The organism is Nitratireductor mangrovi (genome assembly GCF_007922615.2).
Taxonomy (GTDB): domain Bacteria; phylum Pseudomonadota; class Alphaproteobacteria; order Rhizobiales; family Rhizobiaceae; genus Mangrovimarina; species Mangrovimarina mangrovi.
Genome location: NZ_CP042301.2, coordinates 1314180 through 1338404 on the forward strand (window position 1 = coordinate 1314180; position 24225 = coordinate 1338404).

Consider the following 24225-nt stretch of genomic DNA (forward strand, 5'->3'; position numbering starts at 1 on the left):
GCTAGTCCGGATCTCTAAGCTCCCTCGACCGCCGAAAAGCCCTCGAAATGGGGATGGCCGAGATAGAGCGGCTTGTTGCTGCCGGCGTTCCTGTGCGCGGCGCGGAACTGTTCCGACCTTGTCCAGGCGACGAAATCCTCGTGGTTCGCCCACACGGTATGCGAGGCGTAGAGCGTGTAACCTTCTTCCTCGTTGGCCGGTCCGCGCAGGAGATGAAAGGTTTCAAAACCCTTCATCTCGGCGAGGCTGGAATCGCGGCCTTTCCAGACTTCCTCGAAGGCCTGTTCCGAGCCGGTTTTCACCTTGAAGCGGTTCATGGCGATATACATGGTCCTTGATCCTTTCAGCGCGTTGCGCGCGATCTTGAAGATTGAGGAGCGGGAACGGAAGAGGGCCCCTTGAAGGCGACGACGCCCTCGGGCAGTTCCCCCGGGCACGTGCCGAGCGGGTTGGGGCCGGCCTGGACGGCATGGTCGCCGGCAAAGGCCGCCATGTCGATGACGCCGGCGCGCTGCGCCTCGAGGCGCTCGGCCAGCAGTTCGCGCAGGCGCGGATGCAGCCCTTCGCCGGTCCGGTCCGCCGCAAGGCGGTCAAGTGCCATCATGCCGATCATGAAAATCGTCCTTTGCTGGGCGGTCAGCGGGCGAGGCCGAGCGGAACCGAAAAGTTCCACGACGAGCGGCCGGCGCCGGCCGGGATGGGAGGGAAGGGGGCGGCACGGCGCACCGAGGCGAGCGCGGCCTTGTCGAGTTCGGCCGAGCCGGAGCTCTGGATGATGCGAACCGAGCCGAGACCGCCGCTGCTGGTGACCACGAAGCGGACGTGGACGTCGCGCTTGGCGCCGCGCCGCGCGGAGCGCGACACGCCGCGCAGCGCGCGCCGCAGCTTGCGCGCCACCTTGCCGGGATAGTTGGAGACGTCGGCATTGCCCGCCGTGCCGCTCTTGCGGCTGCCGCTGCCCTGGGCCGCAGCGCGGCCGCGCTCGCTGCCGTCGGCCTGGCCGCGGCGCGTGCTGTTGCGGCTCTTGCCGCCCTGTCCCGCCGACTGCTTCTGGCGCGCCCGCTCTCGCGGCTTTTCCGCCTTTTCGCGGCGCGGCGCGCTGCGTTCGGTCTTTTTCGGCCGGACCGGTTCGGGCCGCACGATCGCCTCGCGCACCTCGGGCGGTTCGGGCCGCGCGGTCGGGACCGGCACGTCCTCGGGAATGGGGATTTCGTCCACCGGTTCGATCGCTGGCGTCGCCTCGATCGCTTCAACGGCCTCGACGACCGGCGAGATCACCGCGCGCGCCGTCTCGACCGGCTTCGCGGCTTCGGGATCCGCCGTCGCCGCATTCGGATTTTCAACGACTTCGGCGGGCTCGGTCTCGACGTTCGCCGTAGCGGCTTCGGGTTTGACCGGTTCGGCTTGCTGCGGTTCGGCTGGCGCCGGTATCAACACCTGGGCCGGCGCCGCGGGCGCGGCTTCGAGCGGTTCCCCGACCTCGGCTGCCAATGCGGGCGGTGCGTCTGCGGGCGCGGGGGCCGGCGCGGCGGTCGCGGGCCCGGCGATTTCGGCCTGGGGGGTCTCCACCGCCTGCGCAGTGGTCGGCTCGGGCGTCTCGACCGGTTCGGCGATCTCCTCGACCGGCTGCATCGTTTCGGCCGTGTCAGGCTCCACCTTCTCGGGTGGTGTCCGCTCGGGCTCGATGACCTCGGCCCGCTCGACCGGTTCGCCGGCGGCAAAGGTTTCCTCGAACGAGCCGAGCAGGGCGACCTCCATCGCGGCCGAGCCCGTCATCTGGATGTCTTCGTCCGGGTTGCGCAGGAGATAGCCCGCCGCACCGGCATGGAAGATGCCGGAGGCGAGGATGGCGAGCGCCCATTTGCCGCCCGGTCTCATGGCGCCTCGCGTTCGGTCACGACAGCGATGCGGGTCGCGCCGGCATCGCGCAACGCGGCCACGATCTCGACCAGCTGCAGGGCCGGCAAGTCGCGGTCGGCGGCGAGCTTGACGACGCGCTCGGCGCCATTGTCGCTTGCGGCAAGGCCGTCGACATAGGCCGCCGCCGTGGTCTCGACGCCGGCCGCCTTCAGCGCCCCGTCGCTGGTGACGAACAATGCATGCGGCGGCTCGGCGCGGTCGGACTCGGCGGTGGTGATCAGCGCCACGTCGCGCTCCATCGGCGGCGTCAGCGTGCCGGCGATCAGGAAGAAGATCAGCATCAGAAAGACGATGTTGATCAGCGTGATGGTCGATTCCTGGCGGGTGCGGGCGAGCGGACGCGGCAGTCTCATCGCGTTACCTCGCCACCGAGAGGGAAAGCGCGGTGTCGCGCCGGATGGCCTCGATCGCCGAGACCAGGTCCTGCGAGGTGATTTCGCCACGCACCAGGATCACGGCGGTCCTGGCGCCGGCCGTCTCCAGACGCGTAAGTTCCGCCGTTGCGTCCGTCGCGGCAAAGCCGGCGCCGTTGATAAGCCAGTCCTCGCCGGCAAGCCGGATGATCACGTCTGGCGCCGGGCCGGCCGCATCGGCGCCGGCCCGGCCGCCGGTGATCTCGACCTCGGAGAACCGGGTAAAGGTAGACGACAGCATGAAGAACAGCAAAAGCAGGAAAATGACGTCGATCAGCGAGGTGACGGAGACCGGCCGCCGGCGGCGTGCGACCGCTTCAATGCGCATGGCTCCGTTCCCCGGTAAAGGTGACGCCGACATCGTGCTCCCCGGCAGGCAGACCGGCGCGCGCCGCTCCCAGCGCCTGCTGCGAGAGGAAGGAGGTGGTGACAGTCTCTATCGCGACGCGCTCGTTCTCGACCCGGGTCTCGAACCAGGTCAGCACCAGCGAAACCGGCATGGCGACAGCAAGCCCAGCCGCTGTTGTCAGGAGCGCGACCCAGATGCCGCCGGCAAGGATCGACGGGTCGACCGCGCTGCCGGCGTCCTGAAGCTTCTGGAACGCCTCGATCATGCCGAGCACGGTGCCGAACAGTCCGAGCAGCGGCGCGATCTGGGCGATGGCGTCGAGGGCCCGGAAGCCGCGCTGCAGATCGTGCAGGCGCCCGACGGCCACCCGGCCGACCTCGTCCTCGACCACCTCCTTGGCGCCCCCGCGCGCGACAGACAGGCGCATGGCGGTGGCAAGTGCGGCGCCGACCGGCGAGGGATCGGCTTCGGCGGTGTGGCGCGCGTCGCCATGGCTGCCGTGAATCCACTGGTGCAGTGCCCGATTGGCGGGCCCGTGAAAGCCCACGCGCTCGCGCCAGAACTGCACCAGCTTGATGAGGATCAGCGCCAGCGCGAAGACGGAAAGCACCAGCAGGATCGCCACCACCGGCCCGCCGAGCGCAATGAAGGACCGCATGCTGTCGAGAATGGTCATGTCCATGAGATCAGCTTCCGAATTCGACGACGGTCCTGGTCGAGGCCTTCAGCATGCCGATGCAGGCGCCGGCATCGATGCCGGCTCCGCTGCATTCGGTGGCGTCGTTGACCAGCACCCGGACGAGGCCTGCGCAGTCGACGCCCGGAAGGTCGAACTGGCGCACCTTGGTCTTGCCGTCGGGCAGTTCCTTGAAGTCCAGGGTGACCAGTCGGCTGACCAGGCCGGCCTTGTCGAACAGCACGATCTCGAAACCTGCCTTGTCGAGCGGTGCGCCGAGGCCGTTGGCGATCACGAAGGTGAAGCGGCAGCCGGCGTCGGTCGCGTCGAGGCCGTTCAGTTCGAGGGAAAGCGAGGGGACCGGCTCGGCTTCCCCACCGAAGGCCGGCCCGCTCGCCACGGGCGATGCCGCAAGGGTCGCGGCCAGAAGACGGCTTGCAGACATCGCCAGTTTTTTCATCATTGCCACCCGAACTGCTTGGAAAGGGAAACCTTCAACGTCCGTCCCCTGGAGGCGTCGTTGTGGAGGAATTCCTTGTATTGCTCGTTGAAGATGTTCTCGACGCCGACATTCGCTTCCCAGCCGGCGAACTGGCCTTGCTGTGGCGTCCAGGTCAGGAACACGTCGTGGACGTTGAAGGATTCGGCAAAGCGCGTCGAACCCGAGGGCGGCGGCGTTGCGCTGTCGCGCGCCGGATCCTGCGGGCCGGCGACGAAGCGGGCCTTCCAACCGAACTTCAAATCCTTTTCGGGCATCTTGCCGCCGATGGTCAGCGCCAGTTCGTGCGGAGCGACGGTGGTCAGGTACATGCCCGTCGTCTCGTCCTTGCCGATGACGTGCGAATAGCCGGCGCTGGCGAAGACGTAGTCGGAATCGTAGGCCAGTTCGACCTCAACGCCGTAGATGCGGGCCTCGTCGATGTTGACATAGCCCGGAATGAAGTTCGGGCCGGCAACCAGCGCCGGGTTGAGGCTGATCAGGTCGGTGATGTCGTTGTAGAAGCCGGTCGTCTTCAACTGGACGCCGTCGCCCTCCTGGAAGATGTCGTAGCCGGAGAGCGCGAAGCCGATTTCGAAGTTGTTCGACTTTTCCTTTTCCAGTCCCAGGCTCGGCAGGAAGCTGTTGCTGGACCCGCCGGTCGAAAACACCTCGTCGATGGTCGGGAACCGCTCGGTATGGGCGATCGAACCGAATACCGCGACGTAATCATTGAAGCGATAGTGCGCAGCGATCTTGGGTGACACCGCGGTATCCGTCATCGAACCGGTGACACCGGTCGAACCGTCGGGCGTCAGTTCATGCCAGTCGAGGCGGACACCGGGGATGATGGTCAGGCGCTCGTCCCAGACGAACTCGTTCTGCACGAAGACGCCGGTCTTGAGATCGGTACCTTCGGGATGGAAGTTGATGCCTGCCGGCGTGCCACCCAGCGTGACCGATTCGGCGGTGCGGATCTGGTAGGAAGTCTGCCAGCCATAGGTCAGGAAGTTCTCCCAGTTGTCGCCGCTCCATTCCGACGTGTTCTGCACGTTGAACTGCCAGGTCTGGTAGCCGTATTCGGTGTCGCAGAAGAGCAGGCTGGTCGCGCAGGTGAGGCCGAACATGGGCGCACCCGAGGCGTCCGTCTGGTCGACATTGGTGTCGGAGAAGGAGGCCGACACCTTCAGGTCGAGCCAGTCATTGTCTGTGAACGGGTTCTCGTAGGAAATGACGGCCGTGCGGTCGATCACGTGGCGGTCGACGGTGCCGAAGATCGGCTGCGTGCCGACCTGCGCGTAGTCCTGATCGTCGGCGTCGGAATCCCATTGCTGGTATGAGAGACGCAGCTTGCCTTCCTCGCCGACATTGAACGTCGCCTTGGCAAGACCCGACCAGCTCTGGAAATCGGAACTGCGGACCACCGAGCCGTTGCCGGTCTTGTAGGCGTCGGCCGTGCGATAATTGCCGGCGAGGAGGAACTCGGCGTCTTCGCCGAAGCGCTGGGCAAAGATCACCGAGCCGAGATAGCCGTTGCGGTTGGAGTTGAAGCCGCCCTTCAGGCGCAGCGCGCCGCTGTCGCCCTCGGCGATGAAGTCAGAGGCGTCCTTGGTGACGAAGTTGATGACGCCGCCGAGCGCGCCCGAACCGTAGAGCGTCGACGACGCCGGTCCGCGCAGCACCTCGACCTTCTTGTAGAGTTCCGGGTCGGAGAAGAAGCCGCCCATGCGGTACTGCTCGTAGAACTTGGTCGCGCCGTCGACGGTGACGATGATGCGGCCTTCCTCGTTGGCCGATTCCGGCGCGCCGATGCCGCGGATGTTGAAAGTCTGCCCGAAGACGCGATCCGAACCCGAGGTGTTGACGCCGGGAATGCGTTTGAGCACGTCGCCCACGGTCGTCGCCTGCTCCTGGTCGATGTCTTCCTGCTCGACCACGGTCACCGATTGCGGCGTGTCGATCGCGACCTTCTCGACGCCGGCGCCCAGCACCAGGCGGTCGAGCAGCGTCACCCGTCCCTTCTTTTCCGATTCATTGGTCTGCGCGCCGTCCTGCGCCTGCGCAGCCATGGAGGCCAGCATGGTGCCGATTGCGACACTTCCGAAAAGGCCGATTACGTTCCGAGCGTGAAGCCCCATCACCCAACTCCTGATTCAAATGGTGCTGGCTGGCCCGGGGGCTTGCTCGCATTTTCATATCCTTGCCGGCAGAGGAAAACATGACTCTGTTACTCCGGTATTGCGCCCCGTAATAAACATGATAAAACATGTCAAGAAATCAATCGACGATTCACGACGCCAAGCCAGCCAGACGGCAAGCCCGGCGCGACCAGAGGCAAAGTGACGTGAACACCGACCGATTCTCCTTCACCTCCTACAGAAACGACCGCCGCGACGGCGCGTCCGCGCGCGCCGTCCACCACGATCCGGAAAGCCTGCGCACGCTGAGCAGCGAGTCGCTTTTCGACGGTGAGCACGAAATCGGGATCAAGCATGCCGGCGCGCTCTACCGGCTGAAGATCACCCGTCAGGGCAAGCTGATCCTCAACAAATAAGCAGTCGGGTGTATCGATGACCGAGAAAGCCAAGCCCTCCGCCGCCGACATCCGTCATGCGCGTCAGGAAAATCCGAAGATGCGCGAGCGTGATCTCGCCAGCCAGCTGGGCATTACCGAGGCGGAGCTCGTCGCGGCCCATTGCGGCCATGGCGTGCGACGGGTCAATGTCGACCTCGAACGGCTGCTTCCGGGGCTGGAAGCGGTCGGCGAGGTGATGGCGCTGACCCGCAACGAAAGTGCGGTGCACGAAAAGATCGGCGTCTACGACAAGCCGGTCATCGGCAAGCACGCCTCGATGATGCTCGGGGCCGAGATCGATCTGCGGCTGTTTCCGAAGCATTTCGTCCACGGCTTCGCGGTTGAAAAACGCGACGGCGACGAGGTCAGGCGCAGCCTGCAGGTCTTCGACGCCGCGGGCGATGCCGTGCACAAGGTCCATCTGCGCCCGGCATCGGACGTCAACGCCTATGAGGCGCTGGTGGCCGGCATGCTCGCCGACGACCAGGAGCCGGGCATCGACATCGCGGGCATCGAAGCGGCCGAACAAGCCGGCGAGGTCGCCGACATTTCAGAACTGCGCGGCCGCTGGGAGAAGATGACCGACGTGCACCAGTTCGTCGGCATTCTGCGCGATCTCAGACTGACGCGTCGGCGCGCGGTCGAACTCGTCGGGCAGGATTTCGCCCGGCGCCTCGGCAATGACGCGGTGACGGACATGTTGCACCGGGTGGCCGAGACCGAACTGCCGATCATGTGTTTTGTCGGCAGCCGCGGCTGCATCCAGATACACTCCGGGCCGATCACGTCGGTGAAACCGATGGGGCTGTGGATCAACGTGCTCGATCCGACCTTCCACCTGCACCTGCGCACCGACCACATCAGCGATGTCTGGGCGGTGAAGAAACCCAACTCCGACGGCCACGTCACCTCGATCGAGGCCTATGACGCCGACGGCAACCTCATCATCCAGTTCTTCGGTGAGCGCCAGGAAGGGACCGACGAACGCGCCGAATGGCGCTCGCTCGTCGCCGGCCTGCCCAGTCTTGCCCAGTCATCCGCTGCCTGAGGAGTGCCCATCATGAACCTGCCGATTTCACGCCGCGGACTGTTGCGCGCCGGCTCGGTCGCGCTGACGATCGCCCTCACGCTGGCGCCGATGATCGCCCCACCGCCTGCCGGCAGTGCGTTTGCCTCCGACGCCAGGCCGATCGCCGACGCGAAACGGCTGGTGTCGATCGGCGGTTCGCTGACCGAGATCATCTACGCGCTCGGCGAGGAGGGGCGCCTGGTGGCGCGCGATTCCACCGGCCAGTACCCGGACGCGGCCATGAAGCTTCCCGATGTCGGCTACATGCGACGCCTGTCGCCGGAAGGTGTGCTGTCGGTCGATCCCGACGCCATCATCGCGCTTGAGGGCAGTGGCCCGCCGGAAGCGATCGACGTCCTGGCAAAGGCCAGCGTGCCGATGGTGATGGTGCCCGAACGCTTCGATCGCGACGGCATCGTCGACAAGGTCCGCGCCGTCGGCGAGGCGCTCGGGGTCGAGGACAAGGCCGCCGGCCTCGCCAGCGAAGTCGGCGCCGAACTCGACGCCGCGCAGGCGCTGACCGAGGGCTTGAGCGAACGCAAGCGCATCCTGTTCGTGCTCAGCCTGCAGGGCGGCAAGATCATGGCGTCGGGCTCCAACTCGGCCGCCGACGGCATCATCAAGCTTGCCGGCGGCGTCAATGCCATCACCGGCTTCGAGGGTTACAAGCAACTGACCGACGAGGCGGTGATCGAGGCCAGGCCCGACGTCGTTCTGATGATGGCGCGCAGCGACGGGCTCGAGATTTCCGAGGACGAGCTCTTCGGCCATCCGGCGATCGCGCCGACGCCGGCCGCCGCCAACCGGGAACTCGTGCGCATGAACGGCCTCTACCTGCTGGGCTTCGGACCGCGCACCGCCTCGGCGGCTCGCGATCTCGCCGTGCGCCTTTATGGCGACAAGATCTCCAACTGACGGCGCCGGCATGACCGACAATGCTGCCGCCGTGCCGGCGGCGTGGAGCCGTGCGCGGCCCGCCGAGGGCGACCGCTCGGGCCGCGCTCGCGCGGCGATAGTCATCCTTGCCGCGCTGCTGGCGATCACTGCCGTCATCAGCCTCGGCCACGGCGCCTCCGATGCCTCGGTCTGGGGCGTGGTCGGCGACCTCCTGGCGCGCGGAGCGGGCGAGGAAAGCACCATGTCGCTGCGCGACCGGGTCATCGTCTACGACATCCGCATGCCGCGTACCATCCTGGGCATCCTGATCGGCGCCGCGCTCGCGGTCTCGGGCGCGGTCATGCAGGGCCTGTTCCGCAACCCGCTCGCCGATCCGGGCATCATCGGCGTCTCCAGCGGCGCAAGCCTCGGCGCGGTTTCGGTGATCGTGCTCGGCGGTACCGCCCTGGCTCCCTTCACGGCGATCTTCGGCGTCTTCGCGCTGCCGGTGGCGGCCTTCGTCGGCGGGCTGGCGATCACGCTGGTGCTTTATCGCGTCTCGACGCGCAGCGGCCGCACCTCGGTTGCGACAATGCTGCTGGCCGGCATCGCGCTCGGTGCGCTGGCCATGGCCTTTACCGGCGTACTGGTCTTCATGGCCGACGACCGCCAGCTGCGCGACCTGACCTTCTGGACGCTCGGCTCGCTGGCCGGCGCGACCTGGCCCAAGATCGGCGCCGCAGGCTCGGTGATCGTGGCGGCGCTCGCCGTCGCGCCGTTCATCGCACGCGGGCTCAACGCGCTCAGCCTCGGCGAGGCCACCGCGCACCATCTCGGCATCCCGGTGCAGCGGCTGAAGGGCGTGGCGATCGTCGCGGTCGCGGCAGCCGTCGGCGCCGCGGTCGCCGTTTCCGGCGGCATCGGCTTCGTCGGCATCGTGGTGCCGCACCTGCTCAGGCTGCTGATCGGGCCGGACAACCGCTATCTGCTACCGGCCTCGGCGCTGCTGGGCGCCAGCCTGCTGCTTCTGGCCGACGCGGTGAGCCGCACCATCGTGGCCCCGGCCGAACTGCCGATCGGCATCGTCACGGCGGTGGTCGGCGCGCCCTTCTTCCTGTGGATACTGCTGCGCCGCCGCGGCATCCTCGACCTCTAGAATTCCGGTGCCCGCATGATCGAAGCCCGCAACGTTACAGTTTCCATCGGCCGCAAGACGATCGTTGCCGACGCCGATTTCGAGGCGCCGCCGGGATCGCTGGTGGCGATCGTCGGGCCGAACGGTTCCGGCAAGACCACCTTCATGCGGGCGCTCACCGGCGATTTGCCGTTTGCCGGCGCCATCTCCATCAATGGCCACGATCTGCGGAATGCGAAGCCGTGGCAACTGGCGGCGATGCGTGCCGTGCTGCCGCAGTCGACGGTCCTTTCCTTTCCCTTCACCGTGCGTGAAGTGGTCAAGCTCGGCCTCGTCGGCGGGCGCTCGGGCGCGCTGGCGGGCGAGCAGGAACGGCTGCCGGAGCGCGCGCTCGCCAAGGTCGATCTCGAAGGCTTCGCCGGCCGCTTCTACCAGGAACTCTCCGGCGGCGAGCAGCAGCGGGTGCAGCTGGCGCGCGTCCTCTGCCAGGTCTGGTCGCCGGTGCTCGAAGGCCAGCCGCGCTACCTCTTCCTCGACGAGCCGATCTCCAGCCTCGACATCAAGCACCAGCTGGTGATCATGCGCATCGCGCGCGAATACGCGGCGCGGGGAGGGGGCGTCGTCGCCATCCTGCACGACCTCAATCTGGCGGCGATGTTCGCCGACCGCATGGTGGTCATGCATCGCGGCCGCGTCGCCGCCGCCGGCGTACCGCAGGAGGTGGTCAGCGACCGGCTCCTGTCGCGCGTGTTCGAATGCGACATGCGGGTCGGTCTGCCGCCGCCAACGGGCACGCCGTTCGTGCTGCCGCAGACGGCGAGCTAGGAGCAAAGGCCTACGGGCGGCCGCACGTTAAGAAGGGACAGGGAGGTCGTCGCCGAACGGCCCTTAATTGACTTTTACGTAAACGCCGTGTCAAATCCTTATCGGTTGAATCGCGTGCCGGGACCTTTTGATGCGGGAATATTATTCGATTACGGAACTCACCCGTGAGTTCGGCATTTCGACCCGGACGTTACGCTTCTACGAGGATGAAGGGCTGATCCATCCGTTGCGCCGCGGGCGCACGCGGCTCTTCCGCCCGTCGGACCGTCACCTCGTCAAGCAGATCATGCGCGGCAAGCGCCTCGGCTTTTCCATCAACGAGATCCGCGAGATCATCCAGATGTACAAGGAGCCGCCCGGCGAGGTCGGGCAGCTCAAGCTGATGATCACGCGCATCGAGGAAAAACGCGGCGATTTGCGGCAGAAGCGGCGCGACCTTGAAGAAACGCTGGCGGAACTCGACCAGGCCGAGGAGTCGTGCGTCGAGCGGCTTGCCGAGCTTGGCGTCACCACCTGAGCCGGACCGTCAGATCCAGCGCCGCACCTTTTTCGCGTAATCACGATATTTCTTGCCGAAGCGCAGTTCGAGGTGCTTTTCCTCGCGCTCGATCGCGGCCTTCTGGGTGAGGAAGGCTGCGACGACGGCCAGCACCAGGAACCAGATGATGCCCGACATCAGCCCGACGCCGATCATCAGCAGTGTGTTGGCGAGGTAGATCGGGTTGCGCGTGAAGGCATAAGGGCCGCCGGTCACCAGATGCTCGGAGGCCCGATGCGGCATGATCGTCGTCCTGGCACGCGACAGCGCGCGCATCGCGGAAAGGTCGATCAGCACGACGCCGACCAGCGTGATGATGCCGACCGCGAACAAGAGGTCGGAGAGCGGACGGCCGATCCAGGGCAGCGGCACCAGCCATGCCAGCACGATCGCCAGGGCGATGGCCGCCACGTAGATCACCGGCGGCCATGGAAAACGGTTGGGCCGTGCCTCCAGTTCGCTCATTCGTCCTCTCCGTCCCGCAACAGCCGCTCGGTGTCGGCCGTGCAAACCCGTGCGAATCCGGCGAGCTTCTCGCTGGTCCCGCCGTCCTGCCGTCCCGCGAGCACGCTGCCGAGCAGTCCCTCGGCCTCGATCCTGTCGAGCACGCAAACGCAGTAGAACGCGCAGAATTCCTCGCCGCGATCCTGCCGGCAACGATCCTCGCAGGCAAGCCGTACCTGCACCTGCGGTGTCTCGGTCTGGGCCGGAAAGACCTGCGAAAAGAGGAACACGCTGGCGATCAGCACCGGCTGGTGAACAAGATAGACGGCGAGGCTGTGGCGCCCGGCAAGGGCGAGCGGATCGGTCCATCGCGGCATCGTGCGCTCGGCGAGCCATTTAAGGGCGCCGGCCCTCGCCGCCAGTTGCGCCAGCGCGATGCCGGCGAGCACGGCGCCGAACCAGGGAAACACCGGCACGTAGTCGTTGGAACGCGGCAGGGCCTGCGACAGGCCTGTCCACCACCAGGCGGGATGGTCGAGCAGCGGCGTGCGCAAGACAAACGCGGCGGTGATGAAAGCCGCCGCCGCCACGGCGGTCGCCCACCATGGCAAGCGCAGGAAGAAGAGGCCAAGCAGGCTCGCCAGCGCGATCTGGTGCAGGATACCGAAGAAGATGAAGGCATCGGGCATGGCGAAATAGGTCGCCAGGGTGATCGCCGCCGCGGCAGCGACGATCATCGCCAGCCGGCGCCCGAAGGCCGACCAGCGCACGCCGCGCGCATGGGCCAGGAAAAGGCTGACGCCGGCGAGCCCCAGGAAGGAAGAGGCGATGGCGCGGGCGAAATATTTCCAGCCGCCGGCGGCCGTCAGCCCCGGTTCGGCATAGCCGAAAAATTCAAGGTCCCAGGTGAAGTGGTAGACCGCCATGGCAAGGAGCGCGGCGCCACGGGCGACGTCGAGCGAGGCGATGCGGGTGCTAGTTACGGCGCGCGTCATCAGGTTCGCAGCCGCCATACGGCAAGTTCGGTCGTTTCGGCCGGCATTATGAGTGGTTTTCCCGATTCCTGCCGCTTGCCGAGGTTGACATCCAGCGGGCGGCGCTGAAGTCTAGATTGGTGTCGCGGCGGGAAGGACGCTGTTGTCATGGATGCAGGCTTGCCGCGGGACGGAAACAAGGTCCAGGCGCCGTACGAGCTCCACTGGGTCAACATCGTCAGCATTTCCGTCTTTCATCTCGTCGCCCTGCTCGCCTTCGTTCCCTACTTCTTCGACTGGCGTTCGGTCATCATCTGCGTGGCCGGCACGGTCGTTTTCGGCACGCTTGGCATCCAGCTCTTCTATCACCGTTGCCTCACGCACAAGGGCTTCCAGTGCCCGAAATGGCTCGCGCGGTGTTTCGCCATCCTCGCGGTCTGCTCGTTCCAGGACACACCGGCGCATTGGGTGGCGGTGCATCGCAAACACCACGAACATGCCGATGACGAGCCAGACCCGCATTCGCCGATCCGCAGCTTTCTGTGGGCGCATATCGGCTGGCTGCTGGTCAAGACCCCGGAGACCTCGCGCTATGAAATTTATGCGCGTTACGCCAAGGACGTGCTGCGCGACCCGTTCTATCGCCGCCTCGAAAGCCGGAAATGGTATCTGGGCATCGTCGGGGGGCAGATGGTGGTCTTCCTGCTGGCGGGCATCTCGGTCGAACTGCTCGGCGGAGCCGCCTGGCCTGAGGCACTTCGCTTCGGCCTCAGCCTGCTGGTGTGGGGTGTGTTCGTACGCATCGTGCTCTACTGGCACAATTCCTGGGCGATCAACTCCATCACCCATCTGTGGGGCTATCGCAACTACGAGACCGGCGAGCACAGCCGCAACAATGTGCTGTTCGGGCTGATCGCGCTTGGCGAGGGCTGGCACAACAACCATCACGCCGATCCGCGCTCGGCGCGCCATGGCCATCGCTGGTGGGAACTCGACGGCACCTACTGGATCATCCGGCTGCTCGGCGCGCTCGGGCTGGCATGGCGAATCGCCGAGCCGAATGTCCGTCCGAACCCGACGATGACGCCGCGCCCACTGCGCGCAGCCGGCGAGAGCTGAGGCGCGCGGGCGCGCACGACCGAATCTGCCCACCTGGATGATTGATCGGCGCGCCGCGACGGCTTAGGCCGTGAGATGGAACGCGCAGCTATTGGAGTGGTACGATGATGATGGAGCATGTCGAAGCCAATGGCGCGTCGATCCCCGCACTCGGGCTCGGAACCTGGACGCTGAAGGGCAGGCACTGCGCCGACCTCGTTGCGCATGCGCTGTCGCTCGGCTACCGCCATCTCGATACCGCCGCCATGTACGACAACGAGGAAGCAGTGGGCGAGGGGCTGCGCGCCAGCGGGCTGAAGCGCGACGACGTCTTCGTGACGACCAAGGTCTGGTACACCGACATTGCGCCCGGCGACCTCGAACGCTCGGCCAGGGAGAGCCTTAGGCGGCTCGGGCTCGATCATGTCGACCTGCTTCTGATCCACTGGCCGAACCCGGCGATCCCGGTGGCCGACTCGATCGGCGCGCTCAACGCGGTGCGCGCGGCGGGGCTGACGCGCCATATCGGCGTGTCGAACTTCACCACCGGGCTGCTGGCCGAGGCCATTGCGGCGAGCGAGCATCCGCTGGTCGCCAATCAGGTCGAGTATCATCCCAGGCTCTCGCAGGCGAAGGTGCTGGCCGCCTGCCGGGCCGCGGGGATGGCGATGGTCTCCTACTGCCCGCTTTACCGCGGCGGGGCGCTGTTTGCCGAGCCGGCGATCGCCGAGGCGGCGCGCCGCACCGGACGCACGCCGGCGCAGATCGTGCTGCGCTGGCACGTCCAGCAGGACGGCGTGGTGGCAATCCCGCGCACCACGCGCAAGGAAAGGCTGGCCGAAAACGCAGCGATCTTCGATTTTACGCTGACGGAGGACGAGATGGCGGCGATCTCGGCGCTGTCTTCGGCGCAAAGCCGCATCTGCGACTTCGCCTTCTCGCCCGAATGGGACGCGGCGTGACCGCGCTGCCACGCAGGCGCAAAATCCTTGGCCAGCCAACGATTGGATGAGCGTCGCTTTAAGCCTTCATTAACCAAATCGGCCCGAACATTTCACCCGGGAGGTAACCGGGGAGAACGACATGTTCCTGGCTGGCAAATCCTCCGCGATCGCATCAATGCTGTTCCTTGCCGGTGCCGCCGGCGCCCTTGCCCACGACGCGCTGCCGACGGCGGCGCAGCCGCAGGGCTGGACCTATCCCTTCGCCTGCTGCTCGGGCTACGACTGCCGCATGGTGCCGACCAGGCAGGTGAGCGAGCGCCCGGAAGGTTATGTGATCGCCAGCACCGGCGAGATCGTCGGTTATGCCGACAAGCGGGTGCGCAATTCGCCCGACGGCGATTTCCACTGGTGCTCGGTGGCCGGCAAGAACGACGGCAAGACCATCTGCCTGTTCGTGCCGCCGCGGGCGTTCTGAGGCCGACGAGGCGGCAGGGCGGGGCCCGGCCGCTCACGCGCAGCTCACCCGTGCTTGAGGAGATGTGTGCCAGCCGCGGTCGCGCCGGCTCTTGAACGGCGGGCCGGCGATACACATCTCGAAGGGGCCGGCGGGAGAGGCCGGCAAGCCAGTCGGACGGCGCGCGCGAGCGATCGCCGGTCCGATGCGTCGACAGGGACGGGCGCCGGGCTTGCGAGCCCCTGAGATGGAGCCAGACCGTGTCCTGTTCGACCCTTGCCGCCCGCGACGAGCGGGTCGCCAATCGCGAAATCCCGGGCCGGGCCGTGCGCCCCGGCGAAGCCGCCGTCGGAGCCGTGCTGCTGGGCATTGTCGCCCTCATGATCGCGCTCATGTGAGCAAGGCCGGAGGCCGGCCGGCGATCAGCCTCCCACCCGCTGCATCAGCGCCATCGCGCCGAACGGCGCGCGGGTCTTTCCCTCGGTGATGAAATAGACGAACACGTCGCGCGGCTTCCTTTCGGCCGGCGCGCCGGGATCGGCATAGGCGAGATCGTCGGGCGCGCCGCCTTCGGCCCAGAGCTTCGCGCGCTCGGCCCAGCGGTCGAGATCGTGCTCGTTGTAACAATTCTCGTTGTCGTCGGAGCCGGTCTGCAGCCGCGCATAGACGAAATCGCCGCTGAGATCGGCGATCGCCGGATATTTGGCGTGCTCGGCATAAACGATCGCGACACCGTGGCGGCGCGCCAGGGCGACGAATTCCGGCACGGCGAAGCTGGCGTTGCGGACCTCGACCGCGTGCCGCAGCTTCAGGCCGTCGCGGCTTTCGGGCAAAAGCGCCAGGAACGCGCCGAAATCCTCGGTGTCGAACTTCTTGGTCGGCGCGAACTGCCACAGGATCGGCCCGAGCTTGTCGCCGAGCGCGGTGATGCCCTGGCCGACGAAACGCTCGACCGACTCGCCAGCCTCGGCCAGCACGCGCCGGTTGGTGACGAAGCGGTTGCCCTTGAGCGCAAACACGAAACCGTCCGGCGATTCGCTCGCCCATTTCAGGAAGGTCGGCTCCTTGAAGCCGGAATAATAGGTGCCGTTGACCTCGATGGTCGGCACCTGGCGCGAGGCGTGCTCGAGCTGGCGTTTTTTTGCAAGCTTTTCCGGGTAGAAGCTGCCTTCCCAGGGCTCGAAGGTCCAGCCGCCCATGCCGGCGCGGATTTTTGATGTGCCTGAGGTCATCGCGCGTGGTTCCCGTTCTCTTGTCTGTCCTCAAACGCCGGCGGGCGCATCCGCGCCCCTGGCTTTCCGCGCCACGAGGCGCGGCGGCCGGTCGGCCTTGCGGTCGCTGCGCGACCGGAGCGGGAGCGAGTAGCGGTGACGGCGTGCATCATCCCGTTCCTGAGGTTTTGCCGGCGGAAAATGCGGCTTCGGCCGGCGCTTGTCCATCCGGCGGCGGGCGACTGCTGACAGGGCGCAGCCTGCCGATCCATGACGTCCTCCGGACCCGTTCAGGAACGGCGGGAGTCCAAGCTAGGTTCGGAGGGGCGGGAACAAATTGCCAGCGGGCGAGGGAACCGGCGCGGTGTCTGCCCGTTTTCGTCGCGGGCGCGACAACAACGAGGACCATGACCATGCAGACACAGCAGAAAGCCGACCTACATGAAAGCCACGACCTGATCGCCAGCGACAAGGTCGTGGGAACCAATGTGTACGATCCCAAGGGCGACCATATCGGCTCGGTGGAGCGCCTCATCCTTGAAAAGCGCGGCGGCCGCGTCGCCTACGCGGTGCTCAGCTTCGGCGGGTTCCTGGGGATCGGGCACGACCACTACCCGCTGCCGTGGGCCAAGCTCGACTACAACGAGGAGCTGGACGGGTTCCAGGTCGACGTGACCAAGGAGCAGGTCGAAGGCGCGCCGAAATATGAGCGCGACCGCGACTACGACTGGAACCGGGACAACGGCCGCGCGATCCACGATTATTACGGGATCGCGCCCTACTGGATGTAGGCTGCAACGCAGGCCCGGCCCGATAACGCCCGGCGCACACGCGCCGGGCGTTTCGTTTTGTGAGTGCGCCGTCAAGCGTGCTGGCCGGGACGCGCTTCGGCGCCTCGCGTGCTGTTCGATGGCAGCCGGCAAGTCCATCGCCGTCTGCGGGACCCGTTCAAATCCGGCGGGATTTCAAGGGACGGTGGAGAGGCGGGGACAAGTCGAAAGGCCTCGCCCCGACCAACAACGCAATGTGATGGTCACAATTGCGCCCAGCACTTCGTGGTTGATGACATCCGGCTGCCGCAGGGTCAGCCTGGATCGTTTGTGAAAAAAGCTTGAGAAGGAACTTTCATATGAAGAAACGCGTACTTTCGCTTGCTGCCGGAGCTTTCGCTCTTGTCTCCCTCGGTGGCGCGGGACTTGCCCAGGACGGCAGCCAGCTCACCGCCGCGGAGGCCGCAAAGACCCGGGCCATGCTCCAGGTCGCGACCGGCGTCATCACGCTCGGCCGGTCCAACAAGGACCCGATGATGCTGATCGTCGGCGCCAAGATCCTTTCCGGACTCGGCGCCGTGAGCAGCGAGGGCGAGGCAAGCAGTGCGCTCGACATCGCGACGGTCCTTGACGAGGCCAAGGGGCTGGCCGGCGACAACCAGTATCTGCTGGACGAGATCGCCGCGGTTCCGGCCGAGACGGAACGCGGCGCGCGCTACTGCAACTGGTATCAGGACTGCGGCTACTCGATCGTCGACCCGTACGCGTGCCGGGAAGTGATGGTCTGCAACTAGGCCGGCCCGCGTCGCAAGATCCCGAATTTTCGGCTAAGGGCGCGCAGGCGGCAATTGGTCGTTCTGCGCGCCTTTGCTGTCCGTACCGGCGGGGCGGCTGAGAGCGCGGCCAGCACGCGCTGCGGCGCGGTGCGGTGACGCCCGATCGCAGGCTGTCAGGGCGGCGCCCTTCCGTTTGAGGGCGACGGGATTGTAGGGGAGGCTGGAGGGGTGGCGATAAGAGTTGGAGCCATTGTTAGCAGAACGTCATCCTAGAAGGCGAGATTCAGTTGTGCTGATTGTTTGTTCGCTTCACGAGACCACACCCACGCATCAAATTCCCGCCGTGAGATGGAGAGTAGATCGGCTGCAAAGCAGAACGCGTTCTTTAGGAAGCTGTACTCGTCTCTGTCGACACCCGCCTTCGCCGCAAACGTCCTGATATGCCGATCTACGGCAATCGACTCGATTCCTACCAAGCAAGACATGTAATCGATCGTCTTCAGACCTACACCCTTCAATAGCAGAAGATCGGCGCAGAACGTATCAGTCTTGAGAACTCGCCGTATATCTTCAATCGTATCCACTTCTGACGCATGCAGGAAGTCGACCAGGCTCTCAAAACGCGCAACTTTGGTGGGGTGCTGCCAATCGAGCAGAGCCTCGGTTCGACCGTTCCGGATGACACAGATAAGAGCACTGACGCGATCCGCTTGGGGAAACTCCTTTAGGATGCGGCCCACACGCGGCCAGACCACTGTACGGTAGCTAAGCCCCGCTTGGAGCACCGCATCCGCAAGTAGTGCTCCGGCGTGGTCATATGTTGAACGGCGCACGGAATATGTCGACGGGACACCCTGCGTGGACGCAAAGTCTGCCACTCGACGTGCGGCCCTCAGTAGTTCAACTCGGTCCATCTTAGCTCCGGTCATCGCAGCAGGCCGGTTTGCCGAAGCGCTCCTAGGCGCTCAACGCAGTTTGGGCAAGCTCCACAAGGAAGATTGCTAGACGCTTGGCAGGAGAACGTCCTACCGATGGGGACGCCGAGCCGTATGGCCTCTTGAGTGACCTCTGTCTTCGATGAGTATCGATAGGGCGACATAAACCGAACTGGTCCGATAGCGTCAGTCAGCCCGTCAAGTTTGTTCATAAACTCGGCAGTGCAGTCAATTTCCTTAGCATGGTTGCTATTAATGAAACCTGTATAGACCTCGAATATACCTAAGGTCTGCGCCCTAGCGGCTGCTGCTGCATAGAACAGAAGTGTTCGGTAAGGGATGTACAAATCATCGTCACGTACATCGTCCGTCCAGAGGTTGGCTTCAACGATCAATCTCGATTTTGAATCCCGAAAGAGATCGGAGAGATCAACACGCTCGGGGCGTCTCATACCCTTCGGCAACACTTCATTGACTCGGTCCCATTCGGTCTCGACGCAGTGTTGACCATAGTCAAAAAAAAGTGGGGTTACGTCCTTCCCCTCTGCGTGCAGCCCGAATGCGACGGTCGTCGAGTCCAAGCCACCAGATGCAAGAAGCATCACGCCTTGAGTCATGTTGAAGCGTCCCTATGGAGCTTCGATAGGGCGTCAAACATTCCATTCAAACAAAGGTCGAGGTCGGGCGAATATGTGGAACTTCCTTTGACCACCATTGTGTTCCGGTTCTCATTACGAGGATCAAAGGTGACAACCGGCTTTCCCATCTCAATCGCAAGACCAATCTCAACCAGCGTTCCGGGATCGCGTTCAATCGGAATCGCGAAAACTGCTGCACATTCCCCTAGCAACCGCACGTCGCTGATGTAGTAGGCAGTGAGAGACGCAACTGGAGAGTCTCGATCAGCCTCGCCATTTTCCTTTACCGGCCTTCTGACACAGAAGTTGTGGTACTCCAACGCTTCAACAGCTGCGCGAATTTCAGCATGATCTGCATACGAGAAGTCTGGCGCCGCTAAATAAATTTGCAGACCCCGGCGCGCATGCCAAGGCAGTGTGACGCCGCCCAAACCGCGGACGACGTCGATAGGCAACCGTAGTTCTCGTTCAATGCCCCGTTTAAGATCATCCGGCCACGTAGTTTGTGAATAGATCGTTGCGGCTTGCATACCTCGCCAAGCAGCATCTCGGATGCTGCTGTCGAGTGTGCCAAACACGGCTGTGAAGACGTCCCCCACGCCCACCGAGTTTGTAGTGACGTCTAGTCTGGCTGGAACATATTCGATGTCGCCAGTACCGAGATCGAATAGCCTACTGCCGCCGCGGTTCTCTTTCAGCAGTAGGTGCCTCGCGCCGATGTCCTTCGCCAATTCCAGCATTGGGGCAACGTCGCTCGATGCAATGCTGGAGAACAATTCAGACGAAGTCGAGATTGCCACCGAGTCGATTCGACCGGAAAGCGAACGAAGGAATTCAGCGTCATCCACGTCGTAGGCGATATCGATTGTGACTAGAGCATCGGGGTCGAGCTGACGAACCACGTCGGCTAAATCATAGCGACCCGGGAAGATTACGACAGAATGAAATCGACCCAAATCCGCGTGCTCGCGATTTGGAACAACTTTTCTCTCGTCACGCAGGAGGTCTTCGTAGCCTTGATGTCCAACCTCTTTCACGTCGGCAATTGCGATGACGTTGGGCGCACCTGTTACCTCCCCTAGGAGGATAAAGTCTCTACAGCCGTGCTTAGTCAGATAATCCTGCGCTTGCTCGATCAGGTACGCTGGGCAAAATACCCCGACAGCGTAGTTCTGCCCAGAAGCCCACAGGCCCCGAGCAGCATGCACCACGCCGCCAAGTCTTACCTTTGCTTCCGTGCTGCGTGTCGGCATCGTGAAGTCGACCGTGACTTCACCAATCAGTATCGGAACTGAACCTGGCATCTAGTCAGCAACAAAATCGGCCTGGACCTGAGGATTACTACCGTTCGAGGATGCAGTCACGATTCCCGTATAGGTGAACCCATCCTCCAAGCAGCCGGCAAGATAGTTGAGGCGTGTCGGCAGAGATCCAACCGACTCCGATCCTATGACTGCAACAACCCGCCCCTTGACCTGAACAGATAGCTTAGCACCAACCGCAGGACTGGATTTATGGTTCTTGTAGTAGTCGTGGCTAGCTACGTCCTCAAGACTAGCGGAAAACGCTTCACGGCACTTATCGGAGCCGCTTGAGCCACCGGCCGCTCCACTACCTGATCCGGTTTTCTTATTGCCAGAATAGTCGCTAAAACGTCCCGAGCCGCCGCTACCCATTGCTCTCTCCCGTAAGTCGAGCGCAATATTACCTATGGCAGTTTCACCTTATCAAGTATTGATTTACTCAATGCACAACCAGCTGCTCCGCCAATCCGAGCGAAGGTCTACTCCGCCGCCTCTGCCTTTCTTCCCCCCGGCCTTCTCTCCAGCAGCTCCTTCAGAAACTGCCCGGTGTAGCTGCGCGGCTCGGCCATGACGTCGGTGGTGCGGCCGGCGACGACCAGTTCGCCGCCGCCGTCGCCGCCTTCGGGACCGAGGTCGAGCACCCAGTCGGCGGTCTTGATGACCTCCAGATTGTGCTCGATGACGACCACGGTGTTGCCCTGGTCGACGAGCTCGTGCAGTACCTCCAAGAGCTTGGCGACGTCGTGATAGTGGAGCCCGGTGGTCGGCTCGTCGAGGATATAGAGCGTCTTGCCGGTGGCCTTGCGCGACAGCTCCTTGGCGAGCTTGATGCGCTGCGCCTCGCCGCCCGACAGCGTCGTCGCCTGCTGTCCGACATGGATGTAGCCGAGCCCGACCTTGGCCAGGGTGACGAGCTTGTCGCGCACCGCCGGCACCGCCTGGAAAAAGACCGCACCTTCCTCGACCGTCATGTCGAGCACGTCGGCGATCGACTTGCCCTTGAAGGTGACCTCGAGCGTCTCGCGGTTGTAGCGCTTGCCGGCGCAGACATCGCAGGTGACGTAGACGTCGGGCAAAAAATGCATCTCGATCTTGATGACGCCGTCGCCCTGGCAGGCCTCGCAGCGCCCGCCCTTGACGTTGAAGGAAAAGCGGCCCGGCTGGTAGCCGCGCGCCTTGGCCTCGGGCAGGCCGGCGAACCAGTCGCGGATCGGCGTGAAGGCGCCGGTATAGGTGGCAGGATTGGAGCGCGGGGTGCGGCCGATGGGCGACTGGTCGATGTCGATGACCTTGTCGAGGAATTCCAGCCCCTCGATGCGGTCATGCTCGGCCGGGTGCTCGCGCGAGCCCATGATGCGGCGCGAGGCGGCCTTGTAGAGCGTCTCGATCAGGAAGGTCGACTTGCCGCCGCCCGACACGCCGGTGACGCAGGTGAACGTGCCGAGCGGGATGTCGGCGGTGACGTTCTGCAGATTGTTGCCGCGCGCGCCGACGACGCGGATGCGGCGGTTCTTCTTCAGCGGCCGCGGCGCCTCGGGCAGCGGGATCGACAGCGCGCCGGAGAGATATTGCCCGGTGAGCGAATTGGGATTGGCCATGATCTCGGCCGGGGTGCCTTCCGCCACGATGCGGCCGCCATGGATGCCGGCGGCGGGGCCGATGTCGACGACATGGTCGGCCGAAAGCACCGCGTCCTCGTCATGCTCGACGACGATGACGGTGTTGTCGAGGTCGCGCAGATGCTTGAGCGTGTCGAGCAGGCGCGCATTGTCGCGCTGGTGGAGGCCGATCGAGGGTTCGTCGAGCACGTAGAGCACGCCGGTCAGCCCGGAGCCGATCTGCGAGGCGAGGCGGATGCGCTGGCTTTCGCCGCCCGACAGCGTGCCGGAATTGCGCGACAGGGTGAGATAGTCGAGGCCGACATCGTTCAGGAAGGTGAGGCGCTCGCGGATCTCCTTGAGGATGCGCACCGCGATCTCGTTCTGCTTGGCGGTCAGCCGCTCGGGCAGGGCCTCGAACCATTGGCCGGCCTTGCGGATCGATTTCGCCGTGACCTCGCCGATATGCAGGCCGTCGATCTTGACGGCGAGCGCCTCGGGCTTGAGCCGGTAGCCGGCGCAGGCCGGGCAGGGGACCGAGGACATGTAACGCTCGATCTCCTCGCGGCTCCAGGCCGATTCGGTCTCCTTCCAGCGCCGTTCGAGATTGGGCACCACGCCCTCGAAGGTCTTCCTGGTCTGGTAGGAGCGCAGGCCGTCATCATAGGAAAAGGTGATCTGGCGCTCGCCGGTGCCGTGGAGGATGGCGTTGCGGGCCTCGTCGGGCAGGTCGCGCCAGCGGTCGCCGAGCTTGAAGCCGTAGGCCTTGCCGAGCGCCTCCAGCGTCTGGGTGTAATAGGGCGAGGTCGATCGCGACCACGGCGCCACGGCACCGTCGCGGAGCGACAGCGCCTCGTCGGGCACGACCAACTCGGCGTCGATGGTGCGCTGGCTGCCGAGACCGTCGCAGGACGGGCAGGCGCCGAACGGGTTGTTGAAGGAAAAAAGACGCGGCTCGATCTCGGGAATGGTGAAGCCCGACACCGGGCAGGCGAACTTTTCGGAAAACAGCAGCCGCTCGTGGGTGTCGTTCTTCGACTTGTTGGCGGCCTCGCCCGACAGCGCTTCCGGCGGCAGCGGGCGGTCGGCGAATTCGGCCACGGCGAGCCCGTCGGCGAGCTTCAGGCAGGTCTCGATGCTGTCGGCGAGCCGCGCGCCGAGGTCCTCGCGCACCACGACGCGGTCGACGACGACGTCGATGTCGTGCTTGAATTTCTTGTCGAGCGCCGGCGCGTCGCCGATCTCGTGGAACTGGCCGTCGATCTTGACGCGCTGAAAGCCCTTCTTCTGAAGTTCGGCGAGTTCCTTGCGGTATTCGCCCTTGCGGCCGCGCACGATCGGCGCCAGCACGTAAAGCCGCGTGCCTTCCTCGAGCGCCAGCACCCGGTCGACCATCTGGGAGACGGTCTGGCTCTCGATCGGCAGGCCGGTGGCCGGCGAATAGGGCACGCCGACGCGAGCAAAGAGCAGCCGCATATAGTCGTAGATCTCGGTCACCGTGCCCACGGTGGAGCGCGGGTTCTTCGACGTCGTCTTCTGCTCGATCGAGATCGCCGGCGAGAGCCCGTCGATCTGGTCGACGTCGGGCTTCTGCATCATCTCCAGGAACTGGCGCGCATAGGCCGACAGGCTCTCGACATAGCGGCGCTGGCCCTCGGCATAGATGGTGTCGAAGGCGAGCGACGACTTGCCGGAGCCGGAGAGCCCGGTCATCACGGTGAGGCTGTTGCGGGGAATGTCGAGATCGACATTCTTGAGATTGTGCTCGCGTGCGCCGCGAATGGAGATGAACTTGTGCTCGGCCATGCCGCCTGATGCCATGTCGGGTGTCGGTTGGGATGGGCGCTGCGCGACCAGGCCCGCCTTTACATAGGTCGCCCCGCCGTCGCGTCGAGGGCTTCCCGCCAGCCGAGTTAGACTCCTTTGAGCGGGCAGGGCAAGTCAAAAGAACAAAGGCCGAACGGGCTCCTGACAACCCGCTTGTGGACAATTGACCGCCGCGTGCGATCACATTTTGCCCCGCCCGGGCGCGCTTTTGTTGACAGGCCGGCCGGCGAGGGCGCAGAGTCCCGGAAGTTCCGCAGCCGCCTCGGGTCAACCGCAAGCCGGGACCGCCCGTGAGACGACGCGGGTGCGAGGAATGAGCGCGGAACGGTGTCGGTACCAACAGCAGAGGAGAGAGGCATGAATCCGCCGGACAGTCCCTGCAGGTCCCGTTTCACGGC

Annotated in this window: 28 protein-coding genes; 12 read left to right on the plus strand and 16 right to left on the minus strand. The window is 64.9% G+C overall.

Going from position 1 to position 24225, the window contains the following annotated elements:
• Positions 1–14: 14 nt before the first annotated feature.
• Genes hmuQ through FQ775_RS06420 form a run of 8 tightly spaced genes read right to left on the minus strand, consistent with a single transcriptional unit; the run spans position 15 to position 5974 of the window.
• Positions 15–329, minus strand: coding sequence for a heme-degrading protein HmuQ (hmuQ, locus tag FQ775_RS06385; RefSeq protein WP_146301205.1), 315 nt, complete (start codon positions 327–329; stop codon positions 15–17).
• A 14-nt stretch (positions 330–343) separates the two neighbouring features.
• Positions 344–613 (minus strand): hypothetical protein, encoded by a 270-nt coding sequence (locus FQ775_RS06390; RefSeq protein ID WP_146301204.1) that lies wholly within the window; start codon positions 611–613, stop codon positions 344–346.
• Between the two features lie 23 nt (positions 614–636).
• On the minus strand, positions 637–1878 hold the full coding sequence (locus FQ775_RS06395; RefSeq protein WP_146301203.1) for an energy transducer TonB: 1242 nt from the start codon (positions 1876–1878) through the stop codon (positions 637–639).
• Positions 1875–2273, minus strand: coding sequence for an ExbD/TolR family protein (locus FQ775_RS06400; RefSeq protein WP_146301202.1), 399 nt, complete (start codon positions 2271–2273; stop codon positions 1875–1877). The genes FQ775_RS06395 and FQ775_RS06400 overlap by 4 nt, the downstream gene beginning before the upstream one ends.
• Positions 2274–2277: 4 nt before the next feature.
• Positions 2278–2661, minus strand: coding sequence for a biopolymer transporter ExbD (locus FQ775_RS06405; RefSeq protein ID WP_146301201.1), 384 nt, complete (start codon positions 2659–2661; stop codon positions 2278–2280).
• Positions 2651–3364, minus strand: a complete 714-nt coding sequence (locus FQ775_RS06410; protein WP_146301200.1) for a MotA/TolQ/ExbB proton channel family protein — start codon at positions 3362–3364, stop codon at positions 2651–2653. The genes FQ775_RS06405 and FQ775_RS06410 overlap by 11 nt, the downstream gene beginning before the upstream one ends.
• A gap of 4 nt (positions 3365–3368) precedes the next feature.
• Positions 3369–3818, minus strand: a complete 450-nt coding sequence (locus tag FQ775_RS06415) for a hypothetical protein (RefSeq protein WP_146301199.1) — start codon at positions 3816–3818, stop codon at positions 3369–3371.
• Complete coding sequence (locus tag FQ775_RS06420) at positions 3818–5974, minus strand: TonB-dependent hemoglobin/transferrin/lactoferrin family receptor (protein WP_146301198.1); 2157 nt, start codon at positions 5972–5974, stop codon at positions 3818–3820. Before FQ775_RS06420 ends, FQ775_RS06415 begins: the two co-directional genes overlap by 1 nt.
• Positions 5975–6180: 206 nt before the next feature.
• Between FQ775_RS06420 and hemP the strand changes: the two genes are divergently transcribed.
• The 6 genes from hemP (at position 6181) to FQ775_RS06450 (ending at position 10833) form a co-directional block, all read left to right on the plus strand.
• Positions 6181–6390 carry a hemin uptake protein HemP gene (gene hemP / locus FQ775_RS06425; protein WP_246730283.1) on the plus strand — a complete coding sequence of 70 codons (210 nt, stop codon included), beginning with the start codon at positions 6181–6183 and terminating at the stop codon, positions 6388–6390.
• A 16-nt stretch (positions 6391–6406) separates the two neighbouring features.
• Positions 6407–7459: a hemin-degrading factor gene (locus FQ775_RS06430; protein ID WP_146301196.1), complete on the plus strand. Its 1053-nt coding sequence runs from the start codon at positions 6407–6409 to the stop codon at positions 7457–7459.
• Positions 7460–7471: 12 nt separating this feature from the next.
• Entirely contained in the window at positions 7472–8395 is a 924-nt protein-coding gene (locus FQ775_RS06435; protein ID WP_146301195.1) for a heme/hemin ABC transporter substrate-binding protein, read from the plus strand.
• A gap of 10 nt (positions 8396–8405) precedes the next feature.
• Positions 8406–9512 carry a FecCD family ABC transporter permease gene (locus FQ775_RS06440; protein WP_146301194.1) on the plus strand — a complete coding sequence of 369 codons (1107 nt, stop codon included), beginning with the start codon at positions 8406–8408 and terminating at the stop codon, positions 9510–9512.
• Positions 9513–9527: 15 nt separating this feature from the next.
• Positions 9528–10316 carry a heme ABC transporter ATP-binding protein gene (locus FQ775_RS06445; RefSeq protein ID WP_146301193.1) on the plus strand — a complete coding sequence of 263 codons (789 nt, stop codon included), beginning with the start codon at positions 9528–9530 and terminating at the stop codon, positions 10314–10316.
• A gap of 130 nt (positions 10317–10446) precedes the next feature.
• Entirely contained in the window at positions 10447–10833 is a 387-nt protein-coding gene (locus FQ775_RS06450; RefSeq protein ID WP_146301192.1) for a MerR family transcriptional regulator, read from the plus strand.
• A 9-nt stretch (positions 10834–10842) separates the two neighbouring features.
• Here FQ775_RS06450 and FQ775_RS06455 read toward each other — a convergent pair whose 3' ends face one another.
• Together FQ775_RS06455 and FQ775_RS06460 are read right to left on the minus strand one after the other, a co-directional pair.
• Positions 10843–11319, minus strand: a complete 477-nt coding sequence (locus FQ775_RS06455; protein ID WP_146301191.1) for a methyltransferase family protein — start codon at positions 11317–11319, stop codon at positions 10843–10845.
• Positions 11316–12311 (minus strand): heparan-alpha-glucosaminide N-acetyltransferase, encoded by a 996-nt coding sequence (locus FQ775_RS06460; RefSeq protein WP_146301190.1) that lies wholly within the window; start codon positions 12309–12311, stop codon positions 11316–11318. Before FQ775_RS06460 ends, FQ775_RS06455 begins: the two co-directional genes overlap by 4 nt.
• Before the next feature lie 129 nt (positions 12312–12440).
• On the opposite strand from FQ775_RS06460, the gene FQ775_RS06465 reads away from it, so the two are divergent.
• The 4 genes from FQ775_RS06465 (at position 12441) to FQ775_RS06480 (ending at position 15166) form a co-directional block, all read left to right on the plus strand.
• Positions 12441–13391: an acyl-CoA desaturase gene (locus tag FQ775_RS06465; protein ID WP_146301189.1), complete on the plus strand. Its 951-nt coding sequence runs from the start codon at positions 12441–12443 to the stop codon at positions 13389–13391.
• 110 nt (positions 13392–13501) lie between these two features.
• Complete coding sequence (locus FQ775_RS06470; RefSeq protein WP_146302076.1) at positions 13502–14332, plus strand: aldo/keto reductase; 831 nt, start codon at positions 13502–13504, stop codon at positions 14330–14332.
• A gap of 121 nt (positions 14333–14453) precedes the next feature.
• Positions 14454–14789 carry a hypothetical protein gene (locus FQ775_RS06475; RefSeq protein ID WP_146301188.1) on the plus strand — a complete coding sequence of 112 codons (336 nt, stop codon included), beginning with the start codon at positions 14454–14456 and terminating at the stop codon, positions 14787–14789.
• A 239-nt stretch (positions 14790–15028) separates the two neighbouring features.
• Positions 15029–15166 (plus strand): hypothetical protein, encoded by a 138-nt coding sequence (locus FQ775_RS06480; RefSeq protein WP_167812789.1) that lies wholly within the window; start codon positions 15029–15031, stop codon positions 15164–15166.
• A 24-nt stretch (positions 15167–15190) separates the two neighbouring features.
• Here FQ775_RS06480 and FQ775_RS06485 read toward each other — a convergent pair whose 3' ends face one another.
• Positions 15191–16000, minus strand: a complete 810-nt coding sequence (locus tag FQ775_RS06485; protein WP_146301187.1) for a DUF72 domain-containing protein — start codon at positions 15998–16000, stop codon at positions 15191–15193.
• 386 nt (positions 16001–16386) lie between these two features.
• Between FQ775_RS06485 and FQ775_RS06490 the strand changes: the two genes are divergently transcribed.
• Positions 16387–16770 (plus strand): PRC-barrel domain-containing protein, encoded by a 384-nt coding sequence (locus FQ775_RS06490; RefSeq protein ID WP_146301186.1) that lies wholly within the window; start codon positions 16387–16389, stop codon positions 16768–16770.
• 338 nt (positions 16771–17108) lie between these two features.
• The gene (locus FQ775_RS06495) at positions 17109–17543 is read left to right on the plus strand and encodes a hypothetical protein (protein WP_146301185.1); all 435 of its coding nucleotides are present in this window, start codon (positions 17109–17111) and stop codon (positions 17541–17543) included.
• A gap of 251 nt (positions 17544–17794) precedes the next feature.
• On the opposite strand, the gene FQ775_RS06500 is transcribed toward FQ775_RS06495, so the two are convergent.
• The 5 genes from FQ775_RS06500 to uvrA form a co-directional block, all read right to left on the minus strand.
• Positions 17795–18439 carry a hypothetical protein gene (locus FQ775_RS06500; protein ID WP_206064833.1) on the minus strand — a complete coding sequence of 215 codons (645 nt, stop codon included), beginning with the start codon at positions 18437–18439 and terminating at the stop codon, positions 17795–17797.
• An 11-nt stretch (positions 18440–18450) separates the two neighbouring features.
• The gene (locus FQ775_RS06505; RefSeq protein ID WP_146301183.1) at positions 18451–19077 is read right to left on the minus strand and encodes a 7-cyano-7-deazaguanine synthase; all 627 of its coding nucleotides are present in this window, start codon (positions 19075–19077) and stop codon (positions 18451–18453) included.
• The gene (locus FQ775_RS06510) at positions 19074–20351 is read right to left on the minus strand and encodes a nucleoside 2-deoxyribosyltransferase (protein ID WP_167812790.1); all 1278 of its coding nucleotides are present in this window, start codon (positions 20349–20351) and stop codon (positions 19074–19076) included. The genes FQ775_RS06505 and FQ775_RS06510 overlap by 4 nt, the downstream gene beginning before the upstream one ends.
• 51 nt (positions 20352–20402) lie before the next feature.
• Positions 20403–20774: a hypothetical protein gene (locus tag FQ775_RS06515; protein ID WP_146301181.1), complete on the minus strand. Its 372-nt coding sequence runs from the start codon at positions 20772–20774 to the stop codon at positions 20403–20405.
• Positions 20775–20881: 107 nt separating this feature from the next.
• Complete coding sequence (uvrA, locus tag FQ775_RS06520) at positions 20882–23806, minus strand: excinuclease ABC subunit UvrA (RefSeq protein WP_146302075.1); 2925 nt, start codon at positions 23804–23806, stop codon at positions 20882–20884.
• Positions 23807–24225 lie beyond the last annotated feature (419 nt).

Coding starts and splice junctions, on each gene's coding strand:
- FQ775_RS06490 (WP_146301186.1), top strand. CDS start 16,387: ATGACCATGCAGACACAGCAGAAAGCCGACCTACATGAAAGCCACGAC.
- FQ775_RS06440 (WP_146301194.1), top strand. CDS start 8,406: ATGACCGACAATGCTGCCGCCGTGCCGGCGGCGTGGAGCCGTGCGCGG.
- FQ775_RS06390 (WP_146301204.1), bottom strand. CDS start 613: ATGATCGGCATGATGGCACTTGACCGCCTTGCGGCGGACCGGACCGGC.
- FQ775_RS06515 (WP_146301181.1), bottom strand. CDS start 20,774: ATGGGTAGCGGCGGCTCGGGACGTTTTAGCGACTATTCTGGCAATAAG.
- FQ775_RS06405 (WP_146301201.1), bottom strand. CDS start 2,661: ATGCGCATTGAAGCGGTCGCACGCCGCCGGCGGCCGGTCTCCGTCACC.
- FQ775_RS06450 (WP_146301192.1), top strand. CDS start 10,447: ATGCGGGAATATTATTCGATTACGGAACTCACCCGTGAGTTCGGCATT.
- FQ775_RS06420 (WP_146301198.1), bottom strand. CDS start 5,974: ATGGGGCTTCACGCTCGGAACGTAATCGGCCTTTTCGGAAGTGTCGCA.
- FQ775_RS06495 (WP_146301185.1), top strand. CDS start 17,109: ATGAAGAAACGCGTACTTTCGCTTGCTGCCGGAGCTTTCGCTCTTGTC.
- FQ775_RS06510 (WP_167812790.1), bottom strand. CDS start 20,351: ATGCCGACACGCAGCACGGAAGCAAAGGTAAGACTTGGCGGCGTGGTG.
- FQ775_RS06400 (WP_146301202.1), bottom strand. CDS start 2,273: ATGAGACTGCCGCGTCCGCTCGCCCGCACCCGCCAGGAATCGACCATC.
- FQ775_RS06455 (WP_146301191.1), bottom strand. CDS start 11,319: ATGAGCGAACTGGAGGCACGGCCCAACCGTTTTCCATGGCCGCCGGTG.
- FQ775_RS06485 (WP_146301187.1), bottom strand. CDS start 16,000: ATGACCTCAGGCACATCAAAAATCCGCGCCGGCATGGGCGGCTGGACC.
- FQ775_RS06460 (WP_146301190.1), bottom strand. CDS start 12,311: ATGGCGGCTGCGAACCTGATGACGCGCGCCGTAACTAGCACCCGCATC.
- FQ775_RS06410 (WP_146301200.1), bottom strand. CDS start 3,364: ATGGACATGACCATTCTCGACAGCATGCGGTCCTTCATTGCGCTCGGC.
- FQ775_RS06430 (WP_146301196.1), top strand. CDS start 6,407: ATGACCGAGAAAGCCAAGCCCTCCGCCGCCGACATCCGTCATGCGCGT.
- FQ775_RS06435 (WP_146301195.1), top strand. CDS start 7,472: ATGAACCTGCCGATTTCACGCCGCGGACTGTTGCGCGCCGGCTCGGTC.
- FQ775_RS06445 (WP_146301193.1), top strand. CDS start 9,528: ATGATCGAAGCCCGCAACGTTACAGTTTCCATCGGCCGCAAGACGATC.
- FQ775_RS06465 (WP_146301189.1), top strand. CDS start 12,441: ATGGATGCAGGCTTGCCGCGGGACGGAAACAAGGTCCAGGCGCCGTAC.
- FQ775_RS06395 (WP_146301203.1), bottom strand. CDS start 1,878: ATGAGACCGGGCGGCAAATGGGCGCTCGCCATCCTCGCCTCCGGCATC.
- FQ775_RS06415 (WP_146301199.1), bottom strand. CDS start 3,818: ATGAAAAAACTGGCGATGTCTGCAAGCCGTCTTCTGGCCGCGACCCTT.
- FQ775_RS06500 (WP_206064833.1), bottom strand. CDS start 18,439: ATGGACCGAGTTGAACTACTGAGGGCCGCACGTCGAGTGGCAGACTTT.
- FQ775_RS06505 (WP_146301183.1), bottom strand. CDS start 19,077: ATGACTCAAGGCGTGATGCTTCTTGCATCTGGTGGCTTGGACTCGACG.
- FQ775_RS06470 (WP_146302076.1), top strand. CDS start 13,502: ATGGAGCATGTCGAAGCCAATGGCGCGTCGATCCCCGCACTCGGGCTC.
- uvrA (WP_146302075.1), bottom strand. CDS start 23,806: ATGGCCGAGCACAAGTTCATCTCCATTCGCGGCGCACGCGAGCACAAT.
- FQ775_RS06475 (WP_146301188.1), top strand. CDS start 14,454: ATGTTCCTGGCTGGCAAATCCTCCGCGATCGCATCAATGCTGTTCCTT.
- hmuQ (WP_146301205.1), bottom strand. CDS start 329: ATGTATATCGCCATGAACCGCTTCAAGGTGAAAACCGGCTCGGAACAG.